The sequence below is a fragment of the Promicromonospora sp. AC04 genome, from assembly GCF_003058225.1.
In the GTDB taxonomy this organism is placed as follows: Bacteria; Actinomycetota; Actinomycetes; order Actinomycetales; family Cellulomonadaceae; genus Promicromonospora.
On sequence record NZ_QBUG01000008.1, the window covers coordinates 1 to 23,007 of the forward strand.

Sequence of the window (23,007 nt, forward strand, 5' to 3'; positions counted from 1 at the left end):
CCCGCGGCCACCACATCCGACTACCCCAAGCCATCGACACCCCACCACCGACCGACGCCGAAGCCGCCTAACCCCGCCGGGCCCGCCTGACCGGCAAGCCCGGCAAGGCCAGGCCCGGCAGACCAAGCAGACCAAGCAGACCAAGCAGACCAAGCAGACCAAGCAGACCAAGCAGACCAAGCAGACCAAGCAGACCAAGCAGGCCAAGCAGGCCAAGCAGGCCAAGCAGGCGGCCCTGACCGGCAGGCAGATCTAACCGGCACACCTTGACGCCCAACTGCTGGGTCAGGGCCCGGCGAAGGAGGACGAGGCGCGCCCGTCCTTCGTGGCGGACCGGGTGATGCAGGGACCGCGCGGCGTGGCCGTCGTGGGGGAGATGCGGGCTGAAGTCGGCGACCCCCTACTTGGTCACGCGCGACCACCTGTCAGGACGCCCCACTCGCGGTTGGCGACGGGTTCAGACCCCTCGCCAGCAGGATCGAACCGCGTCAGCGCGGCTCGATCAGCTGGTTGGTGATGCGCGCCGTGCAGATGCGCCGGCCCTCCGTGTCCGTCACGACGATCTCGTGCGACGTGATCGTCCGGCCGAGGTGCACGGGGGTCGCCGTACCGGTCAGGATGCCGTCCGTCGCGCCCCGGTGATGCGTGATGTTGAGGTCCACGCCTGCGCACACCTTGTCCATGGTGCTCGCGTGGATCAGAGCGCACCACGAGCCCAGCGCCTCCGCGAACGCGGCGGTCGCCCCGCCGTGCAGACGGTTCAGCGACTGGGTGTTCCCCGCCACCGGCATGGTGGCTACGACGCGCTGCGCCGACTGTTCCACGACCTGGATGCCCAGCTTCTGATCGAGGGCACCCAGCGTGATTGTCCAAGGCTCCGTCATGCCGGCACCTCAGGCACACCGGGCACCCCAGGCGCGCCGGGCATTCCAGGCGCACCAGCCACACCAGGCGCACCAGCCACACCAGCCGCACCAGCCACACCAGCCGCACCAGCCACACCAGCCGCACCAGCCACACCGACCACCCGAGGACGGCCGGCTTGCTGCTCACTCGGCGGAGGCCGCAGTCCGTCGAAGAGCACGCTCGAGATCGTCGCGGCAAGCGCGTCCTCGTGCACCGGCCCGCCGGGTCGGTACCAGTCGACGAGGGAGTTGACCATGCCGAAGACGAGCCGGCTGATGACGTCGGGCTCCACGTCGCTGCGCAGGTCACCCTCCTCGGCCGCCTGCCGGACGAGCGCCGAGAGCCGTTCGTCGATGTGCCGCCGCCGTTCCATCGCCGACCTCTCGAGGTCGCTGTTGCCGCGGACGCGCAGCAGGAGCGTGACGGCGGGGAGGTGGTCGACGAGGATGCGGACCGCCGCCTCGACGGTGGCCCGCAGGCGCACCGAGCTACGCTCGCCGTTCGTCGCGTTCGACGCCGCCTCGACCGCCGAGCTCAGCTCCTCCAGCGCCTCGTCCAGCGCCGCCGCGAGCAACGCCTCCTTGCTCGCGAAGTGGTGGTAGACCGCCGACTTGGTGACGCTCAGCTCCGCGGCGAGGTCGCTGATCGACGTGGCGTCGAATCCACGGCGGTTGAAGAGCGCGATGGCCGTCCGGAGCACCGCCTCGCGGTCGTGGCCGGGGCGTCCGCGCGGGCGTCGGCCGGTCGCGGCCGTCGACGTGGTGTCCGTGGCCATGGCTTCCTCAGCTCTCCCCGGTATTCGTGGCGGTCGTGGCGTTCGTGGCGGTCTTCGCGACGAGGGTCAGCACGTCGTACGTCGCCACCTGCTCGTCATTCTGGTTGGTGACCGTAGCCTCCCAGCGGACCTCGCCGTAGTCGGCCGAGCTGCGCGGAGTGATCTGCTTGACGGTCAGGGTGACCCGGATGGTGTCGTCCACCCGGACCGGAGTGAGGAACCGCAGGCCGTCGATGCCGAAGTTGGCGAGCACCGGGCCTGGGTTCGGCTCCACGAAGAGGCCTGCGGCCAGGGACACCACGAGGTAGCCGTGCGCCACGAGGCCGCCGAAGAACGGGTTCGCTGCCGCGGCCTCCGGGTCGGTGTGCGCGTAGAAGGTGTCCCCGGTGAACTCCGCGAAGTGGTCGATGTCGTCCAGCGTGACGGTCCGCGACGCCGTCTCGATGGTGTCGCCGATGCGCAGCTCGGCGAGGGACTTGCGGAACGGGTGCACCGCGTCGAGCCGCCGCCGCGACCCCGTGGTCCACCGGCCGGTGATCGCGGTGAGCATGTCGGGGGAGCCCTGGATCGCCGTGCGCTGCATGTGGTGCAGGACGCCGCGGATGCCGCCCAGCTCCTCGCCGCCGCCGGCGCGGCCCGGGCCGCCGTGCACGAGCATCGGCAGCGGGCTGCCGTGGCCGGTCGACTCGGCGGCGTCGTCGCGGTCGAGGATCAGCAGGCGGCCGTGCCAGGGCGCGAGCCCGCGGGCCACGTCGCGGGCGACCTGCGGGTCGTGCGTGACCAGCGACGCCACCAGGCTGCCCCGGCCGCGGGCGGCCAGCGCGATCGCCTCGTCCAGAGACCCGTAGGTGAGCACGGTGGCGACCGGGCCGAACGGCTCCACGTCGTGCGGCTCGGCGGCGCCGGGGCGTGCCCGCAGCAGGACAGGGGAGAGGAACGCGCCGCGTTCGGCGTCGGCGCCCACGACGTCGACGTGCGCCGGGTTGCCGTACACGATGTCGGCGGAGGCGCGCAGCGCCTCGATGGCCTTGCGCACCTCGTCGCGCTGGGCGAGGCTCGCGAGCGCGCCCATCCGGACGGTCTCGTCGGCCGGGTCGCCGACGGTGATCCGGGCCAGGCGCGCGCTGATCGCGCCGACGACGGCGTCCGCGAGCGCCTCCGGGACGATGACGCGCCGGATCGCCGTGCACTTCTGGCCGGCCTTGACGGTCATCTCGGTGACGACGCCCTTGACGAACAGGTCGAACTCCTGGTCCTGCTGGGTCACGTCGGGCCCGAGGACGGAGCAGTTCAGCGAGTCGGCCTCGACGCCGAGGCGGACGCCGCGGTGCAGCACCGCGGGGTGGTTGCGCAGGATCTCGGCGGTGTGCGCGGAGCCGGTGAAGGCGACGGCGTCCTGCTCGCCGAGCTCGTCCAGCAGCGTGCCCGCGCTGCCGCAGACGAGCTGCAGGCTGCCCTCGGGGAGGATGCCGGAGGCGATGATCCGTCGGACGACCGCTTCGGTGAGGTACGCCGTCTGGCTGCCCGGCTTGACGATGCTGGGCAGGCCCGCGAGGAAGGCGGGGGCCAGCTTCTCGAGCATGCCCCACACGGGAAAGTTGAAGGCGTTGATCTGCACGGCGACGCCGAGGCGCGAGGTGTACAGGTGCTGGCCGACGAAGGTGCCGCCCTTGCCGAGCGGCTCGAGGGCGCCGTCGAGGACGACGGTGTCGTCCGGCAGCTCCCGTTTGCCCTTGCTCGCATAGCTGAACACCGTGCCGATGCCGCCGTCGATGTCGACCATCGAGTCGCGCCGCGTGGCTCCCGTCCGCAGCGAAACCGCGTAGAACTCGTCCTTGAACCCGCCCAGGTGCAGTGCGAGCTCCTTGAGCAGGGTCGCCCGCTCGTGGAACGTCAGCCGCCGCACGGCCGGGCCGCCGACGTCGCGCGCGTGGGTGACCAGCGCTGCGAAGTCGAGGCCGTGGCTCGAGACCCGGGTGACCTCCTGACCGGTCACGGCGTCGAGGACGGGCTCGCCGTCGTCCGTCCCGCGGAACCAGCTGCCCGCGACGTAGCTCTCCAGCTGTGTGCTCACTGTGCGCACCCCTTCGGATCGGTCGGCCCGGGCCGTTGTGCAACCCGCTGCGGCTGTGTCAATCTAGTACAGAACGTTCGGTCAGTAAATAGTCGCAGCAGCGCCACCGGAGGTGCCCATGTCGGTAGTCGCCGAGCCCGAGCCAGAGGTTGAGCCTGAGAGCCAGGCGCAGCTCGAGGCGCGCTTCCAGGCCGTGATCGGCCGCAAGGACCGCATCGAGCCCCGCGACTGGATGCCGGAGGCCTACCGCAGGACGCTGGTGCGCCAGGTCGCCCAGCACGCCCATTCCGAGATCATCGGCATGCAGCCGGAGGGGAGCTGGGTCGGCCGCGCGCCCTCGCTGCGACGCAAGGCGATCCTGCTCGCCAAGGTGCAGGACGAGGCGGGGCACGGCCTCTACCTCTACTCGGCCACCGAGACGCTCGGCGTCTCCCGCCAGGAGCTGACCGAGATGCTCATCAGCGGCAAGCAGAAGTACTCCTCGATCTTCAACTACCCCACGCTCTCCTACGCCGACATGGGCACCATCGGCTGGCTGGTCGACGGCGCCGCGATCTGCAACCAGGTGCCCTTGTGCCGCACCTCGTTCGGGCCTTACGGCCGGGCCATGATCCGCATCTGCAAGGAGGAGTCCTTCCACCAGCGGCAGGGCTACGAGCTGCTGATGACGATGATGCGCGGCACCGATGAGCAGCGCGCCATGGTCCAGGAGTCGGTGGACCGGTTCTGGTGGCCGTCGCTGATGATGTTCGGCCCGCCGGACGACGCGTCGCCCAACACCGCGCAGTCCATGGCGTGGGGCGTCAAGACGCACACCAACGACGAGCTGCGCCAGCGCTTCGTCGACATGACGGTGCCCCAGGCGAAGGCGCTCGGCGTGACCCTGCCCGATCCCGAGCTGGTCTGGAACGAACAGCGCGGGGCGCACGACTTCGGGCAGCCGGACTGGGACGAGTTCTGGGACGTCGTCAAGGGGAACGGGCCGTGCAACGCCCAGCGAGTCGCGCACCGCAAGAGGGCCTGGGACGACGGCGCGTGGGTCCGCGAGGCGGCGCTCGCCTTCGCGAACAGCGAGAACGGCGAGACCAGCGCGACCAGCGCGACCAGCAAGAGCAACGAGAGCAACCAGAGCAACGAGACGGGGACGGCATGACCGGCCAGGTCAGCGGCGAGTGGCCGCTCTACGAGGTGTTCGTCCGCGGCAAGCGCGGCCTGAACCACGTCCATGTCGGGTCGCTGCACGCGCCGGACGACGAGCTGGCGGTGCGCCACGCCCGCGACGTCTACACCCGCCGCAACGAGGGTGTGAGCATCTGGGTCGTCCGCTCGTCCGCGATCACCGCGTCCAGCCCGGACGAGAAGGATCCGCTCTTCGCGCCCAGCGGGGACAAGGTGTACCGGCACCCGACGTTCTACGACATCCCCGCCGACGTACCGCACATGTAGGGATACCCGCAGGGATACAGGTAGGGATACACGGAGGGAGAGGACCACCGCATGCCCGACGTCCGGACGCACGAGCCCGACGAGCACGACAACGCCTACTCGGGGCTGCTCGTCAACGACGCCCACTGGGCCTTCGGGACCGACTTCGAGGATCCGCTGGCCGGCGTCGACACCACGGTGCCCGACGGCGTCGACCCGGCGACCCTGGCGACGTACTGCCTGATGCTCGGCGACGACGCCCTCGTGCTCTCGCAGCGGCTCGCCGAGTGGTGCAGCAACGCGCCGGACCTCGAGGAGGACATAGCGCTCTCCAACATCGCGCTCGACCTGCTCGGCCAGGCGCGGCTGCTGCTCGCCCGGGCGGCGGCCGCGGACGGCTCGCAGGTCCCCGCGCTGCCCGACGGCTCGCCGGTCCCGGACGAGGACCGGCTGGCGTTCTTCCGTGACGGCGTGCAGTTCCGCAACGTGCGGCTCGCCGAGGTCCCCAACGGCGACTTCGCCCAGACGATCGCCCGGATCCTGCTCTTCTCCTCGTGGCGCCTTGCCCTCTTCGAGGAGCTGTCGCACAGCCGCGACGCCGTGCTCGCCGCGGTGGCCGCCAAGGGCGTCAAGGAGCTGACCTACCACCGCGACTTCGCCGGACGCTGGTTCCTGACCCTGGCCCGCGGCACCGACGAGTCACGGCGGCGCCTGCTCGCCGGGCTCGACGCGCTGTGGCCGTACTGGGCGGAGCTGTTCGAGACGCACGAGGTCGAGCGCGCGACCGCGCTGGCCGGCGTCGGGGTCGACCCGGCCGGCATCGCCGCGGACGTCGACGCCGTCGTCGAGCAGGTGCTGGCGGTGAGCGGCGTCGACCGGCCGGCCGTGCCCCCGCTCGCCGGGGTCCAGGGGAGCAAGGGGGACAAGGGGAGCACGGGGAGCAAGGGTCGCGACGGCCGCCACACCGAGGCGCACAGCCGGATGATCGCCGAGATGCAGGTCGTCGCCCGCGCGCACCCCAGGGGGCAGTGGTGACCGCCGCGCTCCGCCGGGGCCCGGCGTTCGACCGGGGCCAGGTACTTGGTCAGGACCCGGTACTTGGTCAGGACCCGATGTTCGACCAGGAGCCGGCACCGGGCCGGGACAGCATGCTCGAACGCGCACGCCAGGCCGCCTCCGCCGTCGTCGACCCCGAGCTGCCGATGCTCACGCTGGTCGACCTCGGGGTCCTGCGCGACGTCAGGATCGACGACGACGGCGTGGTCACCGCCGCGATCACGCCCACCTACTCCGGCTGCCCGGCCATGGCGACCATGCGCGACGACCTCCTGCGCGAGCTGCAGGCCGCCGGCTTCGCCGACGCGCGGGTGCGGGTCGTCCTCGAACCGGCCTGGACCACCGACTGGATCACCCCGGCCGGGCGGGCGGCGCTCGCGGCCGCCGGGATCTCCCCGCCGGGACCGGCCCCGCGGCGATCCGGCCCGGTGCTGCTGCAGCTCGTGCCTCCGCGGCGCGCGGTGCGCTGCCCGCAGTGCGGGTCCGACGACGTTGTGGTCGGCTCGGAGTTCGGCTCCACCGCGTGCAAGGCGCTGTACCGCTGCCGGTCCTGCCTGGAGCCGTTCGACCACGTGAAGGAGATCTGACGTGACCGCCACCCTTCCGGCCGACGCCGACCCCGCCACCCTTCCAGGCGCCGCCGACGCCGACGCCGCCACCGCCGACCCCGCCGTCGCCGCGCGCAGGACGTTCCACACGCTCACCGTGACCGACGTCGAGCAGCTCACCGACGACGCGGCCGCCGTGACCTTCGGCCTGCCCGCCGCCCTGCGGGACGTGTTCGACTTCGCCGCCGGCCAGTCGCTGACGCTGCGGCGCACCATCGACGGCGTCGAGCACCGCCGCACCTACTCCATCTGCGCGCCCGTCGGCAGCGCGCCGCGGATCGGCGTCCGCGAGATCCCCGAAGGTCTGTTCTCGTCCTGGCTGGTGCGTGAGGTGCGACCCGGCGACCAGGTGGAGGTACAACCCCCGAGCGGCAGCTTCCGGGCCGACCCCGCCGAGGGCGGGCGGCACCTGTGCATAGCGGCGGGCTCGGGCATCACGCCGATGCTCTCGATCGTGTCCACCGTGCTCGGCAACCCGGACGCGCAGGTGACGCTGCTCTACGGCAACCGCACCACCAGCTCGGTGATGTTCGCCGAGGAGCTGGCGGACCTCAAGGACGCCCACCACGGCCAGCTCGACCTGGTCCACGTCCTGTCCCGGGAGCCGCGCGACGTCGAGCTGTTCTCGGGCCGGCTCGACGGCGACCGGCTGCGCGAGCTGCTGACCCGCGTCGTCCCGGTCGGCGACATGGACCACGTCTGGCTCTGCGGGCCGTTCGGCATGCTGACCGAGGCCCGGGCGGTGCTCGACGAGCTCGGGGTCCCAGCCGGGCGGGTGCACTTCGAGCTCTTCTGGGTCGACGCGCCCCCGCCCGAGCTGCGGCACGCGGACCGGGTGGTCGAGGGGGCGACGAGCGAGGTGACGGTCATCCTCGACGGCCGGTCGACGACCACCGCGATGCCGCAGGACAAGCGGCTCCTCGACGCCGCGCAGGAGGTCCGCGCCGACCTGCCCTTCGCGTGCAAGGGCGGCGTCTGCGGCACCTGCCGCGCGAAGGTCCGCGCGGGCGAGGTCGACATGGTGCGCAACTACGCCCTCGAACCGGAGGAGGTCGCCGCCGGCTTCGTCCTGACCTGCCAGACGTTCCCGGTCAGCGACGAGGTAGTCGTGGACTACGACGCATGAGCGCGCCCCTGCTGGTCGAGGAGCACGCCGACCGGGTGGTCCTGCGGCTGAACCGCCCCGAGGTCCGCAACGCCATCGACCTGGCGATGGTCGGGGCCCTGCACGAGGCCTGCGCAGCGCTGGAGGCCGCACCGCGGGTGGCGCTCCTGATCGGCTCCGGCGGCACCTTCGCCGCGGGCGCGGACATCGCCCAGCTGCGCGAACGGCGTCGGGACGACGCGCTCGCGGGCATCAACTCCGGCATCTTCGACCGGATCCACCGGCTGCCGATGCCGGTCGTCGCGCTCGTCGACGGGTACGCCCTCGGGGGCGGCGCGGAGCTCGCGTACGCGTGCGACTTCCGGATCGGCACTCCCGCGACCAGGATCGGCAACCCCGAGCCGGGCCTCGGCATCCTCGCCGCGGCCGGCGCCGCGTGGCGGCTGAAGGAACTCGTCGGCGAGCCCCTGGCCAAGGAGGTGCTGCTGGCGGGGCGCGTGCTCGACGCCGAGGAGGCACTGGCGGTGCGCCTGCTCAACGACGTGGCCGAGGCCGACGACCTCGAGGCGGCCGGCCATCGCCTCGTCGACCGCATCACCGCCCAGGCGCCGCTCGCGGTGCGGCTCACCAAGTCCGTCCTGGACGCACCGCGGGACGCCCACCCGCTGGTCGACGACATCGCGCAGGCGGTGCTGTTCGAGACCCAGGACAAGACCGACCGGATGACGGCGTTCCTCGATCGCCGGAAGGAGAAGCCATGACCTCCGGCTCGATCCCGAACGCTGTCCCGAACGCTGTCCCGAACGCTGTCCCAAACGCTGTCCCGAACGCTGTCCCGAAGGCCGTTGGCGTCTACGGCGGCGGCCGCATGGGCGGCGGCATCGCGCACGCCTTCGCGATCGTGGGCGCCGCCGTCACCGTCGTCGAGAGCGACGACGCGTCGGCGACGGCGGCGCGCGAGCGGATCGACGCGAGCCTCGCCAAGGCGGTGGCCAAGGGCGTGCGGGTCGCTGGAACGTTCGACGTCGTGACCGACGCCACCGCGCTGGTCGGCTGCTCGCTCGTGGTGGAGGCCGTGCCGGAGCTGGTCGACCTCAAGCGCGACGTGCTGCGACGGATCACCGCCGCTGCCCCCGACGCGGCGATCGCCAGCAACACGAGCTCCCTCTCGATCGACGCGCTGGCCGACGCCCTGCCGGACCCGTCCCGCCTGGTCGGCCTGCACTTCTTCAACCCCGTCCCGGTCAGCGACCTGGTCGAGGTGGTCGTCGGACGGCGGACGGCGCCCGGCCTGGTCGAGGTGGCCCAGGGCTGGGTCGCCGGCCTGGGCAAGACGGCGATCACCGTCCAGGACTCGCCGGGGTTCGCGAGCAGCCGGCTCGGCGTGGCGATAGCGCTGGAGGCGATGCGCATGCTGGAGGAGGGCGTGGCCGACGCCGCGGACATCGACATGGCGATGACGCTGGGCTACCGGCACCCCGTGGGCCCGCTGCGCACCACCGACATCGTGGGGCTCGACGTGCGGCTGAACATCGCCGAGCACCTGGAGCGCGAGCTCGGGCCGCGGTTCGCGCCGCCGCGGGTGCTCCGGGACAAGGTCGCGGCCGGCGAGCTGGGCCGCAAGACCGGGCAGGGGTTCTACACGTGGTGACGACGACGAGCGATCCGCGCGCGCTCGCGCAGCCGCTCGCGCAGCCGCTCGCGCAGCTGGACGCGCAATCGTTCGCGCAGCCGCTCGCACAACCGTCCGCACAGCTGCTCATGCAGCTGTCCGCACAGCCGCCCGCACGGTGTTTCGTCCTTCAGGAGGAGCAATGACCGACGCCCCCGTCGTCGTCGACCGCACGGCTGCGGTCGCGACGATCACGCTGGACGACCCCGAGCACCGCAACGCGCTGACCGTCGCGGCCAAGGAGGCGCTGCGGGACGCCGTGGCGGACGTTGCCGCGGACGAGCAGGTGCGCGCCGTCGTGCTGACCGGATCGGCCAGGGCGTTCTGCCTGGGCCAGGAACTCGGCGAGCATGCGACGGCCCTGGTCGACGGGCCCGAGGCGGCATTCGCCACGGTCCGCGAGCACTACTCACCGATAGTGCGCGACCTGCTGACCATGCCCAAGCCGGTGATCGCCGCCGTGGGCGGCACCTGCGTCGGCGCGGGGCTCGGCCTCGCGCTCGCCTGCGACCACCGGGTCTACGCGACCGGCGTCAAGCTGGCCACGGCCTTCGCCGGCATCGGGCTGACGTTCGACACCGGCCTGTCCGTCACCCTGCCGCGCGCCGTCGGCGACGCCAGGGCGAAGGAGCTCATCCTGTTCGGCCGGACCTTCACCGCCGAGGAAGCCATCGCCTGGGGGATCTCGGGAGAGATCGCCGACGCCGACGAGGTGCTGCCCCGGTCGGTCGCCCTCGCCCGGCAGCTCGCCGACGGGCCGACCACCGCGTTCGCGCAGAGCAAGCGCCTGATCGGGCAGGCGCGCGGCCTGAGCCTCGACGAGGCGCTCGAGGCCGAGGCGCTCGCGCAGGTCAGGTGCGGCTCGACCAGCGATCACGCCGGAGCCGTTGCGGCGTTCCTCAACCGGCAGGCACCGGTCTTCACCGGTCGTTGACCGTGCTGCGCACCGTGACCACCGTGTTCCGCACCTAGTTCCGTACCTAGTTCCGCACGTAGTTCCGCACCGTGACGTCCAGCGTGACGTCCACCGTGACGTCCACCGTGACGTCCAGCGTGACGTCCAGCGCGGCGTCCAGCGCGGCGTCCGCCGTGACGTCCACCGTGACGCGCACCGTGTACGGGTAACCCACCGAGCGCTGCGTCGACCCTTGACGCCCGGGGTGCGGTCTCGTAACGTCCATACAGCAAACTGCAAGAACTTGACAGACGCCTAGCACAAAGCAGTGCACGCGTTGCAACTCTTACACCTTGCCCCGGTGCGACCAGTCCCGTCCCCATGGGTCGCCTCGTGGCGCCGACCCGACCCACCCAGGACGCCGACGCGCACCACGCTGCGCGCCGCCGTCGGGCACCGTTGCCCACGGGTGGACGAGCCCCCGCCCCGGCGGGAGAACGAGGACGTTCATGAGAATCCCCTGGAAGCACACGGTCGTGGCGGTCGCCGCGGTGGCGCTGGTCGCGCCGCTCGGCCTGGCCGCCGTCGCGCAAGCCGCCGCCGCGCATACCGCCGTCCCGCAAGCAGCCGTCGCGCAAGCAGCCGTCGCGCAAGCGGCGGACGCGACCAACCTCGCGCTGGGCAGGTCGATAGCGGCGACGTCGGTGACGCAGACCTACGTCGCGGGCAATGCGAACGACGGGAACACGAGCACCTACTGGGAGGGCGCGGGCGGGCAGTACCCCGCGCACCTCACGGTCGACCTCGGCGCGCCGGCCGACGTCGAGCGGATAGTCGTCACGCTGCCCCCGCCCGCCGCGTGGTCCCCGCGCACGCAGACGTTCAGCGTGCTCGGCCGGTCCGACGGCGAGTCGTCGTACCGGACGCTCAAGGCCTCTGCGGCCTACGCCTTCGACCCCGCGAGCGGCAACCGGGTCGAGATCCCGCTGACGGCGGAGGCCGACGAGATCCGCCTCGCGTTCAGCGCCAACACCGGCGCGGGCAACGGCCAGGTCTCCGAGCTGCAGGTGTGGGGCACGCCAACGGGTGACCCGACCGACCCGCCGACCCCGACCGACACCAACTACGCGCAGGGCCGCCCGGCCGCGGCGTCGTCGACCGAGTGGACGTATGTCGCCGCGAACGCCGTGGACGGGCAGGTCGGGACGTACTGGGAGGGCGCGGGCGGGCAGTACCCGTCGACGCTCGACGTCTCCCTCGCCGCACCGACGCAGCTCAGCAGCGTGCGCGTGCGGCTGAACCCCGACGGCGCGTGGGGCGCGCGGACGCAGACGTTCGCCGTCCAGGGGCGCTCCGGCACGGGCGCGTGGCAGGATCTCAAGGCATCGGCCGGGTACGCGTTCGCACCCGGGACCGGCAACCTCGTGGACGTCCCGGTGACGGGGACCGTCGACGACGTGCGCCTGCGCTTCACGGCCAACACCGGCGCGGGCAACGGCCAGGTGGCCGAGCTCGAGGTCTACGGCGCCCCGGCGCCGAACCCGAACCTCACGGTCACCGCGGTGACCACGTCCCCGGCCTCGCCCACGGCGACGACCCCGGTGACGGTGACGGCGACCGTGCGGAACACGGGCGACCGGGCGTCGTCGGGCACGTCGCTCGACGCGCGGATCGGCGGCACCACCGCGGGATCGGCGGACGTCGCGGCCCTGCAGCCCGGCGCGAGCGCCCAGGTGGAGGTCGCGGCAGGCACCCGTCCGGCGGGGGAGTACACGGTGGGCGCCGTCGTCGACCCGGGCAACACGGTGGCCGAGCAGAACGAGGCCGACAACGCGTTCACGGCGACGGCCAAGCTCGTCGTCGGCGAGGCGCCTGGCCCGGACCTCGAGGTCGTCTCGGTGTCCTCGAACCCGGCCAGCCCCGCCGTCGGCGCGACCGTGGCGTTCACCGTCCAGCTGCGCAACCGCGGCAACCAGCCGGCCGCGGCCGGCTCGGTGACGCGCGTGGTCGCGGGCTCCAGCACCCTGAACGGCACGACGCCGGCCGTCCCCGCGGGCGGGACCGTCAGCGTCACCCCGAGCGGGTCGTGGACCGCGACGAACGGCGGGGTCACGGTGACCGCGACGGCCGACGCGACCGACGTCGTCGACGAGACGAACGAGGACAACAACACGGGCACGCTCGCCGTGACCGTCGGCCGCGGCGCCGCCGTCCCGTACACCTCCTACGAGGCGGAGGACGGCCAGTACACGGGCACGCTCCTGCAGACCGACCCGCTGCGCACCTTCGGGCACACCAACTTCGCCACCGAGTCGTCGGGCCGCGAGTCCGTGCGGCTGAACAGCACCGGCCAGAACGTCCAGCTCACCTCCACGAACCAGACGAACTCGATAGTCGTGCGCAGCTCGATCCCCGACGCGCCCGGCGGCGGTGGACAGGAGAAGACGATCAGCCTGTACGCGGACGGCCAGTTCGTGCAGAAGCTGACGCTGTCGTCGAGGCGCTCGTGGCTGTACGGGACCACTGACGACCCCGAGGGCCTCACCAACACGCCGGGCGGTGACGCGCGCCGCCTCTTCGACGAGTCGCACGCGCTGCTGGGCCGGTCGTTCCCGGCGGGCACGGTGTTCAAGCTCCAGCGCGACGCCGGCGACGACGCGGCGTTCTACATCATCGACCTGGTCGAGCTCGAGCAGGTGGCGCCGCCCGCGGCCAAGCCCGCGCAGTGCACCTCGATCACCGAGTACGGTGCGGTCCCGGACGACGGGCTCGAGGACACGGCTGCCATCCAGGCGGCGGTGACCGCGGACCAGAACGGGGACATCGCCTGCGTGTGGATCCCGGCGGGGCAGTGGCGCCAGGAGAAGAAGATCCTCACGGACGACCCGCTGAACCGCGGCAACCACAACCAGGTGGGCATCAGCGACGTCACGATTCGCGGCGCGGGCATGTGGCACTCGCAGCTCTACAGCCTCATCGAGCCGCACCTCGCCCCGGGCGTCATCAACCACCCGCACGAGGGCAACTTCGGGTTCGACGTCGACGACAACGTCCAGATCTCCGACATCGCGATCTTCGGCTCCGGCAGGATCCGCGGCAACAACGGTCAGCAGGAGGGCGGCGTCGGGCTCAACGGGCGGTTCGGCCAGAACACCAGGTTCACGAACGTGTGGATCGAGCACGCGAACGTCGGTGTGTGGGTCGGGCGCGACTACGACAACATCCCCGAGCTGTGGGGACCCGGCGACGGCGTCGAGTTCACCGGCATGCGCATCCGCAACACCTACGCGGACGGCATCAACTTCAGCAACGGGACACGCAACTCGACTGTCTTCAACTCGTCGTTCCGCAACACCGGCGACGACGCGCTCGCCGTCTGGGCCAACCCGTACGTCAGGGACCGGAACGTCGACATCGCGCACGACAACGCGTTCCGCAACAACACGGTCCAGCTCCCGTGGCGTGCCAACGGCATCGCCATCTACGGCGGCTACGGAAACAGTGTCGAGAACAACCTGGTCTACGACACGATGAACTACCCGGGCATCATGCTGGCGACCGACCACTCCCCGCTGCCGTTCTCGGGGACCACGCTCATCGCCAACAACGGCCTGTACCGCACGGGCGGGGCGTTCTGGAACGAGGACCAGGAGTTCGGGGCGATCACGCTCTTCCCGCAGACGCACCCCATCGTCGGTGTCACGATCCGCGACACGGACATCTACGACTCCACCTACGACGGCATCCAGTTCAAGAACGGCGGCGGGAACATGCCCGACGTGCGGATCACGAACGTGCGGATCGACGGGTCCAACAACGGGTCCGGCATCCTCGCGATGGGCGGCGCCACCGGCAACGCCATCCTGTCGAACGTGACCGTCACCAACTCCGGCGAGGGCGACATCGAGAAGGAGCCGGGCTCGCAGTTCGTGTTCACCGGCCAGTAGGTTCCATCAGCCAGTGGGTTCGCCGGCCGGTAGATCGCCGGCGGGTAGGTTCACCGGCAGGTAGCCAGATCCACCTTTACAGCTGAACCAGGGGTTGGTGCCGTCGTCCAGTGGACGACGGCGCCAACCCCGGCGCTGCCTGCCGTCTCAGGGGTGCCGGACGAACTCCCGGACCACGTCCTCGTCCACCTCGACGCCCAGGCCCGGTCCGCGCGGCACCAGGAACGAGCCGTCCTTCGTGACCTCCAGCGGCTTGGTCAGGATGCGGTTCGCCACCGGCAGCGTGACCGGCTGGTACTCGAACGCGAGGAGAGCCGGGGATGCGGCAGCGACGTGCACGCCCGCCGCCATGGCAACACCGAACGCCGCCGAGTGGTGCGGTGCGACGGGCGCGTGGAAGGCGTTCCCGAGCGCCGCGATCGCGAGCCCCTCGGTGATCCCGGTCCGGCCGATGTCGGGCTGGATCACGCTCGTCGCGCGGCGCTGGAGCCAGTCGGCGAACTCGAAGCGGCTCCGCATCGCCTCCCCGACCGCCACCGGGGTGCTGATGGCGGAGGCGAGGTCGCGGTGGCCCTCGACGTCCTCGGGCGCAAGGGGCGCCTCGAAGAACCAGGCGCGCCGCTCGTCGAGCTCCCGCCCGAGGGTGCGGGCCTCACCGAGCCGGTAGGTCCAGTGGGCGTCGAGCGCCAGGAGCAGGTCGGGATGCGCCGCCCGGACGGCGTCGAACGTCGCCAGGTCCGTGGCGACGTCCGTGCCGAGGTGCAGCTTGATGCGGCGCACGCCGGCGTCGGCCAGCTCGACGGCCCGCTCGGCGCGTTCGGCGTCGTCCGCGCCGCGGATGCCCGAGACGTACGCGGGCAGGGTCTCGGCGAACCGCCCGCCCGCCAGCTCCGAGACCGACAGCCCGGTGGCCCGGCCCCAGAGGTCCCAGAGCGCGATGTCCACGGCGGCCATGGCGTCGGCCTGGTGGCCCTGGAGGTGCCCGCGTTCCCGCATGGACTCGGTCATGCGGTGCCAGAGCACCCGGACGGCCCGCGGGTCCTCGCCGATGACGAGCGGCGCGAGCAGGTGGTCGACGATCGCCGCCGCGACCTCGGGCGCGACAGGGGCGAGCGCCTCGCCCCAGCCGACCAGGCCGTTGTCGGTCTCGACCTTGACCAGCAGCGTCTCGTAGCCGGGGGAGTAGAGGCTGCGCCACGGCGGCTTGATCAGGTAGCCGCGGTGCGCGACGGCGGAGTCGCCCGCGTAGGAGTTGTCGGCGTCCTCCTTGCTCAGGAACAACGGGAACGTCTGGACGCGAGCGATCCGCACGGTGTCTCCCTCGACGGTGGGTCAGGCGGGGGTCAGGCAGGAACGGGGTCAGGGGGCTACGAAGGCTGCCGCGTTGTGGGAGGGGCTGTAGCCGAGGGCTACCGAGACCTCGTCCGCGGCCTCGATGGCGCGCAGGGCGAGCTCCTGCGGTGCGTCGAGATCAAGCACCGACAGCGGGCCGCTGACCGAGAGCGCGGCGACGATCTCGCCGGCCCGGTTGCGGATGGGTGCGGCGATGCACGCCCGGCCGAACGCGAGCTCCTCGACCTCTGTCGCGTACCCGCGGCTCCGCACCTCGTCGAGCGCGGCGACCATGGCGTCCCGGTCCACGATGGTGTGCGGGGTGAACCGCTGGCGGGGGGTCGCGAAGTACTCGTCCACGCGCGCCTGCTCCATGCCGGAGAGCAGGGCCTTGCCCAGCCCGGTCGCGTGCAGCGGGCCGGAGCGGCCCGCCATGGAGAAGGCCTTGGGCGCCCGCTCACCCTCGAAGTTGCAGAGGTAGTAGAGCGCGGAGCCGTCGAGCTCGGCGACGTTCGCCCCGAGCCCCACCGTGTGGGCCAGGTTCTGGGCGATCTGCCGCGCGGCCTTGAACACCGGGGACCCGTTGAGCGCGATGGTCCCGAGCGACACCGCCGCAGGGCCGAGCCGGTAGAGGCCCGTGCGCTCGTCCTGGACGACGAACCGCATGCGGTCGAGCGACGACATCATCCTCGACACCGTGGACTGGCCGAGCCCGGTCATCGCGCAGAGCTCCGACACGCGCAGCTCGCCGCTCTCCTCGGTGAAGCAGGCGAGCAGCGACATGGCGCGCTCGACGGTCTGGGTGCCTCCCACCGACTCCGACGTCATCGTGCTCCTTCTTGTGGCTGGGTCCGCTGCGTGCGCTGTCTTGTACGTGCTGTCTTGCCGCCATCGTAGTCACGGACCTGGGGCCCGGCAATCCAAGTATGGGTACGTCATGCAATTTGTAGATTTCCCATCCGCAATATGGTTCACTGGCGGCATGCTAGGGCACGCACCGCTACGACGACGTACGGGACGACGTACGGAGACCCGCCGGGAGCCCGGGGGGTCACGACCGAGCCACCCGCCGGTGGCGGGCACCCCCGCGCCCGCGACGACGGGCGGCACCACCACGACGGGCACCACCACGACGGGCACCACCACGCGGCGGACGACGCTCAGCGCCAGGGACAGCATCTTCGGCTTCATGATCGCGCTGCCCGCCGTGCTGGTCTTCCTCGTGATCGCCATCTACCCGCTCCTGTCCAGCCTGGGCACGAGCCTCTACGACCAGTCCCTGCTGCGGCCCGAGCGCAGCTTCGTCGGCGTCGGCAACTACGCGACGGTCTGGGGCGAGTTCGTGGGGCACGTCGGCACGACGCTCACCTTCGCCGCGCTGGCCACGGTCTTCCCCGTGATCATCGGCGTCACCCTCGCGATGCTGCTCAACGCTCGCATCCGGGGGCGGAACGTGCTGCGCGGCCTCCTCATGCTGCCGTGGCTGCTCCCCGGCGTGGTCGTGTCGTTCCTCTGGGCCTGGATCTTCAACGACAGCTACGGCGTCGTCGACCATGTGCTCTCCCTGGTCGGGCTCCCCGGGATCAGCCTCCTCGGCGACCCCGTCGGCGCGATGGCGGCAGTCGTCATCGCGAAGACCTGGAACTCCTTCCCCTGGATCATGGTCGTGGCGCTCGCGGTGCTCCAGACGCTGCCGGGCGAGCAGCTCGAGGCGGCGACCATCGACGGCGCCACCCGGTTCCAGCGCTTCCGCTTCGTCTCGCTGCCGCACCTGCTCGGCCCGGTGACCCTCGTGGCGGTGCTGGAGTTCATCTACAACTTCGGCAACTTCGACACCGTCTTCGTCATGACGGGCGGCGGTCCCGGCGACTCGACGACGACGCTCGCCGTGAGCCTCTACCAGCTCGCCTTCGGCAGCTACGAGCTCGGGCAGGCGTCCGCCATGGGCGTCCTCTGGCTCGTGCTCCTCGCGTTCGTCACCGGCGGCTACCTGCTGCTCAACCGTCGATTGGAGAGGTCATGAGCGGCGCACGCGACATCGGCGAGGGGATCGTCAACCCCCGCCTGTCGATCCCCGGTCGCCTCCTGCTGTTCGTGCTCGTGCTGTTCGGGCTCCTGCCGATCTACTGGCTCACGGCGACCGCCCTGATGAAGCGCGACGACGTCTTCGCCCCGGACCGGCCGCTCTTCCCCGTCGATCCCACGCTCGACAACCTCGTCGGGTTCTTCCGCAACGACGCGCTGCTGGGCAGCCTGCTCAACAGCATCATCGTGTCGACGGGCACCGCTCTGGTGTCGGTGCTGGTCGGCGGCCTCATGGCGTACTCGCTGTCGAAGTTCCGCTACCGCGGGCGCAACGCGATCATGTTCATGTTCCTCGTGGGGCAGCTCATCCCGGGCGCGCTCCTGCTGATCTCGCTGTACCTGATGCTGAGCTCGGCCGGCCTGCTCTACACCTACACCGCGCTGATCGTCGCGTTCACGACGTTCACCCTTCCCCTCACGGTGTTCCTGCTCAAGGGGATCATGGACGCCCTCCCGGACGAGATCCTCGAGGCGGCGAAGGTGGACGGGCTGTCCCGGACCGCGACCATGTTCCGGATCGTCTTCCCCCTGGTGGTCCCGGGCCTCATCACGGCGGCCATGTTCGCGTTCATGCGCGGCTGGAGCGACCTCCTCTTCGCGCTCACGCTGGCGGGGCCCGACAAGCAGACGCTGCCGGCCGGGCTCACCCAGGCGTTCATCCACGAGGGCACCGCCGACTGGCCGTCGCTCATGGCGGCGTCCCTGATCACGTCGCTGCCGCTCGCGATCATCTTCATCCTCCTCCAGCGGTACTTCGTCTCCGGCCTCGCATCCGGGGCCGTCAAGGGGTAGCCCGCGTCCCATCGGCATCCCACCGACATCTCACTTGCTTCTCACCGGCATCTCATCGGCATCTCATCGGCACTGATCCACCGCACCTCGACGAAGGAGCAGTTCATGGCAATCACGTCCGCGACCATCTCGCGTCGCGTATTCCTCGGCGGCAGCACAGCGGCGGCCGCGTTCGGCATGCTCGCCCTGGCCGGCTGCGCCCCGACGACGCCGGCCCCAGCGGCGGCGGCCAAGGGCGCGACGGCGGCCAAGACGATCAACTTCTACGGGAACTCCCTGGGGGAGGACGCGCAGCGGGAGGCGTGGCAGTCCGTCGTCGACGGCTTCGCGGGGGAGGCCGGCGTCACCATCGAGCCGGTCGTCTACCCCTACGACCAGGCCGCCACCCAGCTCGCCCTGACGGGCCGCTCGGGCAAGCTCATGGGCGTGGGGCAGGCCGGGCCGTGGCAGGTGCTCTCCCCGATGGGGGTGCTCGCCGACCTCACCGACCTCGCGGAGGGGCTCGGCATCCCGCAGGGCGTGCTCGACTCCTACACCCTCGACGGCAAGCTCTACGTGCTGCCGCTCACGGCGTCCGGCGTCGGTATCGTCACCAACGGCGAGATCGCCCGCGACGCCGGCATCGCGTCCGGGATGTCCGTCGAGGAGTTCTCCACCGCGCTCGAGGGGATCAAGGCGCAGGACAAGGACCTGATCCCGTACGCGGCGGTGACCAAGAACCCCGACCTCAAGGACATGGTCCACTGGATGTGGGGGTTCGGCAGCGAGGTCGTCACCGACGGCCTCGAGTGCACCATCGGCGACGCCGAGAGCGTCGCGGCGGTCACGTGGTTCGTGTCGCTGCTGGACGCCGGGCTGATCCAGCCGAACGTCAACCGCACCGACGCGCGCATCCTGTTCGCCACCGGCCGGGCCGCGCTGTACGACGACGCCCCGCTCGCCGCCACCTTCGTCACGACGAACGGCGGCACGCAGGACATCGTCGACAACATCGGGGCGATCGCGCGCCCGACGTCCGGCGGCAACGACTCGTACAACCGGGGCTGGGGCGGCGGCCTGTTCGCGACCGCCGGAGAGGGCGAGCTCACCAGCCGCGAGTTCATCAAGTACGCGGCGACGAACGTCGCAGCGGGGACCGCGCTCTACGAGGGGTCTGCGGTGGCGCCCGCTGCGCGGTCGGTGGCCGACCAGATCCCGGCGCTCGCCAAGGACCGGTTCCAGACCGAGTTCCGGACCGAGATCTCCGAGCACGCGCGCGGCGCCGCCTGGGACAAGGTCGCGGTCACCGCGCAGGTGGACACGGCGATCGGCGCGGGCATCGCGCGGATCCTCGCCGGCCAGACCGAGGTGCAGGCCGGGCTGAACGACCTGAAGCAGGAGGTGCAGGACCTGCTCGACGCGAACGCGTAGCAGCGCACCGAACAGCGCACCGAACAGCGCACCGAACAGCGCACCGAACCGGTCGGACGACGCCGTCCCGGCCGCCGTCGGCGGAGCTGCCGAACGGACACAGATCAGTACTCGGAGACTGCAAGGAGGCAGACCCGTGACGACGAACTGGCTCGTACCCCGCCGCCGACCGGCACTCGTGGCCGTCGTGGCCGTGCTCACCCTCACCTCGCTCGGCCTGGCCGGACCGGCCGCCGGCCGGCCGGAGCAACCGGCCCAGACGGAGTCCCAGAGCCAAGCAGCGTCCCAGGGCCAAGCAGTGTCCCCGGGCCAAGCAGTGTCCCAAGGCCAAGCAGCATCCCCGGGCCAAGTGGCGCCCCTGGCCCAGCCGGCGGCCGAGCGCGCCCCCTCCCTGGTGCCCCCGGGCTACGCGCCCGCCTGGGCGGACGAGTTCGACGGGGTCACGCCGGAGGGCACCGGCCTCGACGAGAGCGAGTGGTTCTACCGGGAGGGCGACAAGGCCATCTGCACGAACCAGCCGGAGAACGTCACCGTCGACGACGGGCTGCTGCACATCGCCTTCGACGAGCTCGACGAGCCGTACGGCGACATCGTCACGAGCTGCGGCGGCGTCGTCTCGAAGCGCTGGTTCGGGTACGGGTACTACGAGGTACGCGCGAAGCTGTGGGGCGAGCAGGGCTTCCACTCGGCATTCTGGACCACCGGCCTGTCGGCCTACATCCCCGACGTGCCGGGCTACACGGGTCCGCACAACCGGATCAACGAGATCGACGGCTTCGAGGTCGACTCGCACGCTCCCGACAAGCTCGCGTACCACTCGCACTGGTTCATGCCGGGCCACGTCGGAAACCAGGGCAACCTCGTGACCCAGGCCGACAGCTCGGCCGCCTATCACACGTACGGCTTCGAGTGGACGCCGACGGAGGTGCGCTTCTACACGGACGGCGTGCTGAAGTACACGCTGGACAAGGCCGGCCCGCACGGCATCCAGAACGTGTGGCTCACGACGCTCGGCTACACCGACGGCGTGGTGACCGACCACCTGCCGGCCGAGACCACGTGGGACCACTTCCGCTACTTCGCCCCGGTGGAGACGGGGCACGACCGGTCGGCGGCATCGGCGATGGTGGACAACGGCGACGCCGGGTACGCCGAGACCGGGACCTGGGACTACGAGACCGCCGACGGCCGTCAGGTCGCGTTCGGGGCGCAGGACAAGGTGGTGCGGGCCAGCAGCGCGAGCGGTGCTACCGCGAGCTGGACGCCGACCCTCCCGGCCGCCGGCAGCTACGAGGTCTACGCGTGGAACCCCAACCTGCTCGACACCGGGCACACCGCCGCGAAGTACACCGTGCTGCACAACGGCGGGAGCACCGACGTCGTGGTGGACCAGACCACGGCCGGCCAGCAGTGGGTGAGCCTGGGCGCGTACCCGATGACGCCGGGCGCCGGCCAGCGGGTGACCGTCACTGGCGACGCCGCCGGGGCGGGCATCCTGCGCGCCGACGCCGTGAAGTTCGTCCCGTCGACAGTGGTGGACCACGGCTCGCCGGGCTACTCGGAGGTGGGTACCTGGGCGACGTCCACGGCCGTCACCGGCTGGCGCGGGTCGACCACGCGCTATGCGAGCCCGTCGACCGCCAAGGCGCGCTGGGCGCCCACGCTCACGGCGGGCCGCTACGACGTCTACGCGTGGGTCCCGCCGCGCGACGCCAACATGCCGGAGGAGTCGGCGTTCTCGGTCACGCACGCCGGCGGCACGGCTACCGTCCAGGTCGGCGACGCGACGCCGTCGGACGGCTGGCTGCGGCTGGGCAACTTCGCCTTCGACGCCGGGTCGGGCGGCGCCGTGGAGTACGGGCAGAGTGCCGACTCCGAGGGTAAGTTCGGCCAGATGCGGGTGGACGCGGTCAAGTTCGTCCCGGCCCCGCAGGAGGCGGGGGCGCCGACGACGCCGGGCGGCCTCGCGGTCGACGTCTCGACGACGCCGGCGAACGGCGACGCGTGGTTCACCGCTACCTGGACGCCGGTGACCGGGGCCGACGTCGTGGGCTATCACGTCTACCTCGACGGGCAGCGGCTGACCTGGCAGCCGGTGCGCCGCAACCTGTTCCGGCTGCACGAGCTGCTGGCCGGCCAGACCTACGACATCACCGTGACCGCCGTCGACCGGCTCGGGAACGAGTCGGCGCCGTCCGCCGCGAGGCCCGCCGTTGCCCCGGCGGACACCCGGGCGCCCACGCCGCCGTCGGGCCTGGAGGCGGAGGCCGCGAACGGCCAGGCGGTGCTCTACTGGCAGCAGAACACCGAGCTCGACCTGGGCGGCTACAACGTCTACGTCGACGGGGAGCTCGTCAACGGCAGCGTGCCGGTCGGGAACATCAACGACGAGACGAACCGCCCGCTCGGTTACCCGGTGGAGGCGTCGAACAACGTGGCGCACACGATCGAGGTGCGGACGCTGGACCTGGTCGGCAACGAGTCGGCGTCGGCCACGACGACCGTGACCCCGCTGCCGATGAGCATCATCGGGGTCAAGGACACCGGGTACGGCGAGACCGGCACGTGGTCGGCGTCGAGCATCCCGGGGTGGCTCTCCACGCCGACCAGGACGAGCAACGTGGCGACAGCCACCGCGCAGTGGCGGCCCCAGCTCGCCCAGGCGGGGGAGTACGAGGTCTGGGCCTGGGTGCCGAGCAACGAGTTCTCGGCTCGGGCGCGGTACGCCGTGACGTCCGCGGACGGGACGGTGACCACGGACGTCGACCAGAGGGTGGGATCGGGCTGGACGTCGCTGGGGACCCACACCTTCGCGGCCGGGAACGGGGGGTTCGTCACGGTGAGCAACCTGGGCTCGGGCTACCTGCGCACCAACGTGGTCAAGTTCGTGCCGGTGGGCTGAGCACGGGTCCGAGACCTGCGGAG

Annotated in this window: 21 protein-coding genes; 15 read left to right on the forward strand and 6 right to left on the reverse strand. The window is 71.5% G+C overall.

What is annotated here, in order from left to right; all coding sequences use genetic code 11:
- Window positions 1–256: hypothetical protein (locus tag C8K30_RS30750; protein WP_199230597.1), on the forward strand; the 256-nt coding region annotated here is incomplete at its 5' end.
- A 232-nt stretch (window positions 257–488) separates the two neighbouring features.
- Here the strand turns inward: C8K30_RS30750 and C8K30_RS20110 are convergent.
- The 3 genes from C8K30_RS20110 to paaZ are packed head-to-tail and all read right to left on the reverse strand — an operon-like array spanning window position 489 to window position 3,755.
- Window positions 489–884, reverse strand: a complete 396-nt coding sequence (locus tag C8K30_RS20110; protein WP_108494707.1) for a PaaI family thioesterase — start codon at window positions 882–884, stop codon at window positions 489–491.
- Window positions 881–1,681 carry a TetR/AcrR family transcriptional regulator gene (locus C8K30_RS20115; protein WP_158281070.1) on the reverse strand — a complete coding sequence of 267 codons (801 nt, stop codon included), beginning with the start codon at window positions 1,679–1,681 and terminating at the stop codon, window positions 881–883. Before C8K30_RS20115 ends, C8K30_RS20110 begins: the two co-directional genes overlap by 4 nt.
- Before the next feature lie 7 nt (window positions 1,682–1,688).
- A complete protein-coding gene (gene paaZ, locus C8K30_RS20120) occupies window positions 1,689–3,755 on the reverse strand; it encodes a phenylacetic acid degradation bifunctional protein PaaZ (protein WP_108494708.1) in 2,067 nt (688 codons plus the stop codon).
- Window positions 3,756–3,873: 118 nt separating this feature from the next.
- Between paaZ and paaA the strand changes: the two genes are divergently transcribed.
- The 9 genes from paaA (at window position 3,874) to C8K30_RS20160 (ending at window position 10,555) form a co-directional block, all read left to right on the forward strand.
- Window positions 3,874–4,908: a 1,2-phenylacetyl-CoA epoxidase subunit PaaA gene (paaA, locus tag C8K30_RS20125; RefSeq protein WP_108494709.1), complete on the forward strand. Its 1,035-nt coding sequence runs from the start codon at window positions 3,874–3,876 to the stop codon at window positions 4,906–4,908.
- The gene (gene paaB, locus C8K30_RS20130) at window positions 4,905–5,201 is read left to right on the forward strand and encodes a 1,2-phenylacetyl-CoA epoxidase subunit PaaB (protein ID WP_108494710.1); all 297 of its coding nucleotides are present in this window, start codon (window positions 4,905–4,907) and stop codon (window positions 5,199–5,201) included. The genes paaA and paaB overlap by 4 nt, the downstream gene beginning before the upstream one ends.
- A 51-nt stretch (window positions 5,202–5,252) precedes the next feature.
- Window positions 5,253–6,215 carry a 1,2-phenylacetyl-CoA epoxidase subunit PaaC gene (gene paaC / locus C8K30_RS20135; RefSeq protein WP_108494711.1) on the forward strand — a complete coding sequence of 321 codons (963 nt, stop codon included), beginning with the start codon at window positions 5,253–5,255 and terminating at the stop codon, window positions 6,213–6,215.
- A 77-nt stretch (window positions 6,216–6,292) separates the two neighbouring features.
- Window positions 6,293–6,823: a 1,2-phenylacetyl-CoA epoxidase subunit PaaD gene (paaD, locus tag C8K30_RS20140; protein ID WP_304590812.1), complete on the forward strand. Its 531-nt coding sequence runs from the start codon at window positions 6,293–6,295 to the stop codon at window positions 6,821–6,823.
- A gap of 118 nt (window positions 6,824–6,941) precedes the next feature.
- On the forward strand, window positions 6,942–7,970 hold the full coding sequence (gene paaE / locus C8K30_RS20145) for a 1,2-phenylacetyl-CoA epoxidase subunit PaaE (protein WP_304590813.1): 1,029 nt from the start codon (window positions 6,942–6,944) through the stop codon (window positions 7,968–7,970).
- On the forward strand, window positions 7,967–8,710 hold the full coding sequence (locus C8K30_RS20150) for an enoyl-CoA hydratase/isomerase family protein (protein ID WP_108494713.1): 744 nt from the start codon (window positions 7,967–7,969) through the stop codon (window positions 8,708–8,710). Before paaE ends, C8K30_RS20150 begins: the two co-directional genes overlap by 4 nt.
- Window positions 8,707–9,600, forward strand: coding sequence for a 3-hydroxyacyl-CoA dehydrogenase family protein (locus C8K30_RS20155; RefSeq protein ID WP_108494714.1), 894 nt, complete (start codon window positions 8,707–8,709; stop codon window positions 9,598–9,600). The genes C8K30_RS20150 and C8K30_RS20155 overlap by 4 nt, the downstream gene beginning before the upstream one ends.
- Window positions 9,594–9,767, forward strand: coding sequence for a hypothetical protein (locus C8K30_RS30755; protein WP_158281071.1), 174 nt, complete (start codon window positions 9,594–9,596; stop codon window positions 9,765–9,767). Before C8K30_RS20155 ends, C8K30_RS30755 begins: the two co-directional genes overlap by 7 nt.
- Entirely contained in the window at window positions 9,764–10,555 is a 792-nt protein-coding gene (locus C8K30_RS20160) for an enoyl-CoA hydratase/isomerase family protein (RefSeq protein WP_108494715.1), read from the forward strand. The genes C8K30_RS30755 and C8K30_RS20160 overlap by 4 nt, the downstream gene beginning before the upstream one ends.
- A gap of 46 nt (window positions 10,556–10,601) precedes the next feature.
- Here the strand turns inward: C8K30_RS20160 and C8K30_RS30415 are convergent, their stop codons facing one another.
- Window positions 10,602–10,802, reverse strand: coding sequence for a hypothetical protein (locus C8K30_RS30415; protein ID WP_146197540.1), 201 nt, complete (start codon window positions 10,800–10,802; stop codon window positions 10,602–10,604).
- 223 nt (window positions 10,803–11,025) lie between these two features.
- On the opposite strand from C8K30_RS30415, the gene C8K30_RS20165 reads away from it, so the two are divergent.
- On the forward strand, window positions 11,026–14,463 hold the full coding sequence (locus C8K30_RS20165) for a CARDB domain-containing protein (RefSeq protein ID WP_108494716.1): 3,438 nt from the start codon (window positions 11,026–11,028) through the stop codon (window positions 14,461–14,463).
- 147 nt (window positions 14,464–14,610) lie between these two features.
- On the opposite strand, the gene C8K30_RS20170 is transcribed toward C8K30_RS20165, so the two are convergent.
- Window positions 14,611–15,774 (reverse strand): mandelate racemase/muconate lactonizing enzyme family protein, encoded by a 1,164-nt coding sequence (locus tag C8K30_RS20170; protein WP_108494717.1) that lies wholly within the window; start codon window positions 15,772–15,774, stop codon window positions 14,611–14,613.
- 48 nt (window positions 15,775–15,822) lie between these two features.
- The gene (locus C8K30_RS20175; protein WP_108494718.1) at window positions 15,823–16,623 is read right to left on the reverse strand and encodes an IclR family transcriptional regulator; all 801 of its coding nucleotides are present in this window, start codon (window positions 16,621–16,623) and stop codon (window positions 15,823–15,825) included.
- Window positions 16,624–16,867: 244 nt separating this feature from the next.
- On the opposite strand from C8K30_RS20175, the gene C8K30_RS20180 reads away from it, so the two are divergent.
- The 4 genes from C8K30_RS20180 to C8K30_RS20195 all read left to right on the forward strand — a co-directional run bounded on the left by C8K30_RS20180 (window position 16,868) and on the right by C8K30_RS20195 (window position 22,984).
- Complete coding sequence (locus tag C8K30_RS20180; protein WP_233257310.1) at window positions 16,868–17,818, forward strand: carbohydrate ABC transporter permease; 951 nt, start codon at window positions 16,868–16,870, stop codon at window positions 17,816–17,818.
- A complete protein-coding gene (locus C8K30_RS20185; RefSeq protein ID WP_108494719.1) occupies window positions 17,815–18,672 on the forward strand; it encodes a carbohydrate ABC transporter permease in 858 nt (285 codons plus the stop codon). The genes C8K30_RS20180 and C8K30_RS20185 overlap by 4 nt, the downstream gene beginning before the upstream one ends.
- A 105-nt stretch (window positions 18,673–18,777) precedes the next feature.
- The gene (locus tag C8K30_RS20190; protein ID WP_108494720.1) at window positions 18,778–20,082 is read left to right on the forward strand and encodes an ABC transporter substrate-binding protein; all 1,305 of its coding nucleotides are present in this window, start codon (window positions 18,778–18,780) and stop codon (window positions 20,080–20,082) included.
- 136 nt (window positions 20,083–20,218) lie between these two features.
- Window positions 20,219–22,984: a family 16 glycosylhydrolase gene (locus tag C8K30_RS20195; RefSeq protein ID WP_108494721.1), complete on the forward strand. Its 2,766-nt coding sequence runs from the start codon at window positions 20,219–20,221 to the stop codon at window positions 22,982–22,984.
- The last annotated feature ends 23 nt before the right edge of the window (window positions 22,985–23,007 follow it).

Bases quoted from the DNA above. Each gene is read 5' to 3' on its own strand.
- C8K30_RS20110 (WP_108494707.1), bottom strand. From the start codon at position 884: ATGACGGAGCCTTGGACAATCACGCTGGGTGCCCTCGATCAGAAGCTG.
- C8K30_RS20115 (WP_158281070.1), bottom strand. From the start codon at position 1,681: ATGGCCACGGACACCACGTCGACGGCCGCGACCGGCCGACGCCCGCGC.
- paaA (WP_108494709.1), top strand. From the start codon at position 3,874: ATGTCGGTAGTCGCCGAGCCCGAGCCAGAGGTTGAGCCTGAGAGCCAG.
- paaB (WP_108494710.1), top strand. From the start codon at position 4,905: ATGACCGGCCAGGTCAGCGGCGAGTGGCCGCTCTACGAGGTGTTCGTC.
- paaC (WP_108494711.1), top strand. From the start codon at position 5,253: ATGCCCGACGTCCGGACGCACGAGCCCGACGAGCACGACAACGCCTAC.
- paaD (WP_304590812.1), top strand. From the start codon at position 6,293: ATGTTCGACCAGGAGCCGGCACCGGGCCGGGACAGCATGCTCGAACGC.
- C8K30_RS20150 (WP_108494713.1), top strand. From the start codon at position 7,967: ATGAGCGCGCCCCTGCTGGTCGAGGAGCACGCCGACCGGGTGGTCCTG.
- C8K30_RS20155 (WP_108494714.1), top strand. From the start codon at position 8,707: ATGACCTCCGGCTCGATCCCGAACGCTGTCCCGAACGCTGTCCCGAAC.
- C8K30_RS20160 (WP_108494715.1), top strand. From the start codon at position 9,764: ATGACCGACGCCCCCGTCGTCGTCGACCGCACGGCTGCGGTCGCGACG.
- C8K30_RS30415 (WP_146197540.1), bottom strand. From the start codon at position 10,802: ATGGACGTTACGAGACCGCACCCCGGGCGTCAAGGGTCGACGCAGCGC.
- C8K30_RS20165 (WP_108494716.1), top strand. From the start codon at position 11,026: ATGAGAATCCCCTGGAAGCACACGGTCGTGGCGGTCGCCGCGGTGGCG.
- C8K30_RS20175 (WP_108494718.1), bottom strand. From the start codon at position 16,623: ATGACGTCGGAGTCGGTGGGAGGCACCCAGACCGTCGAGCGCGCCATG.
- C8K30_RS20185 (WP_108494719.1), top strand. From the start codon at position 17,815: ATGAGCGGCGCACGCGACATCGGCGAGGGGATCGTCAACCCCCGCCTG.
- C8K30_RS20190 (WP_108494720.1), top strand. From the start codon at position 18,778: ATGGCAATCACGTCCGCGACCATCTCGCGTCGCGTATTCCTCGGCGGC.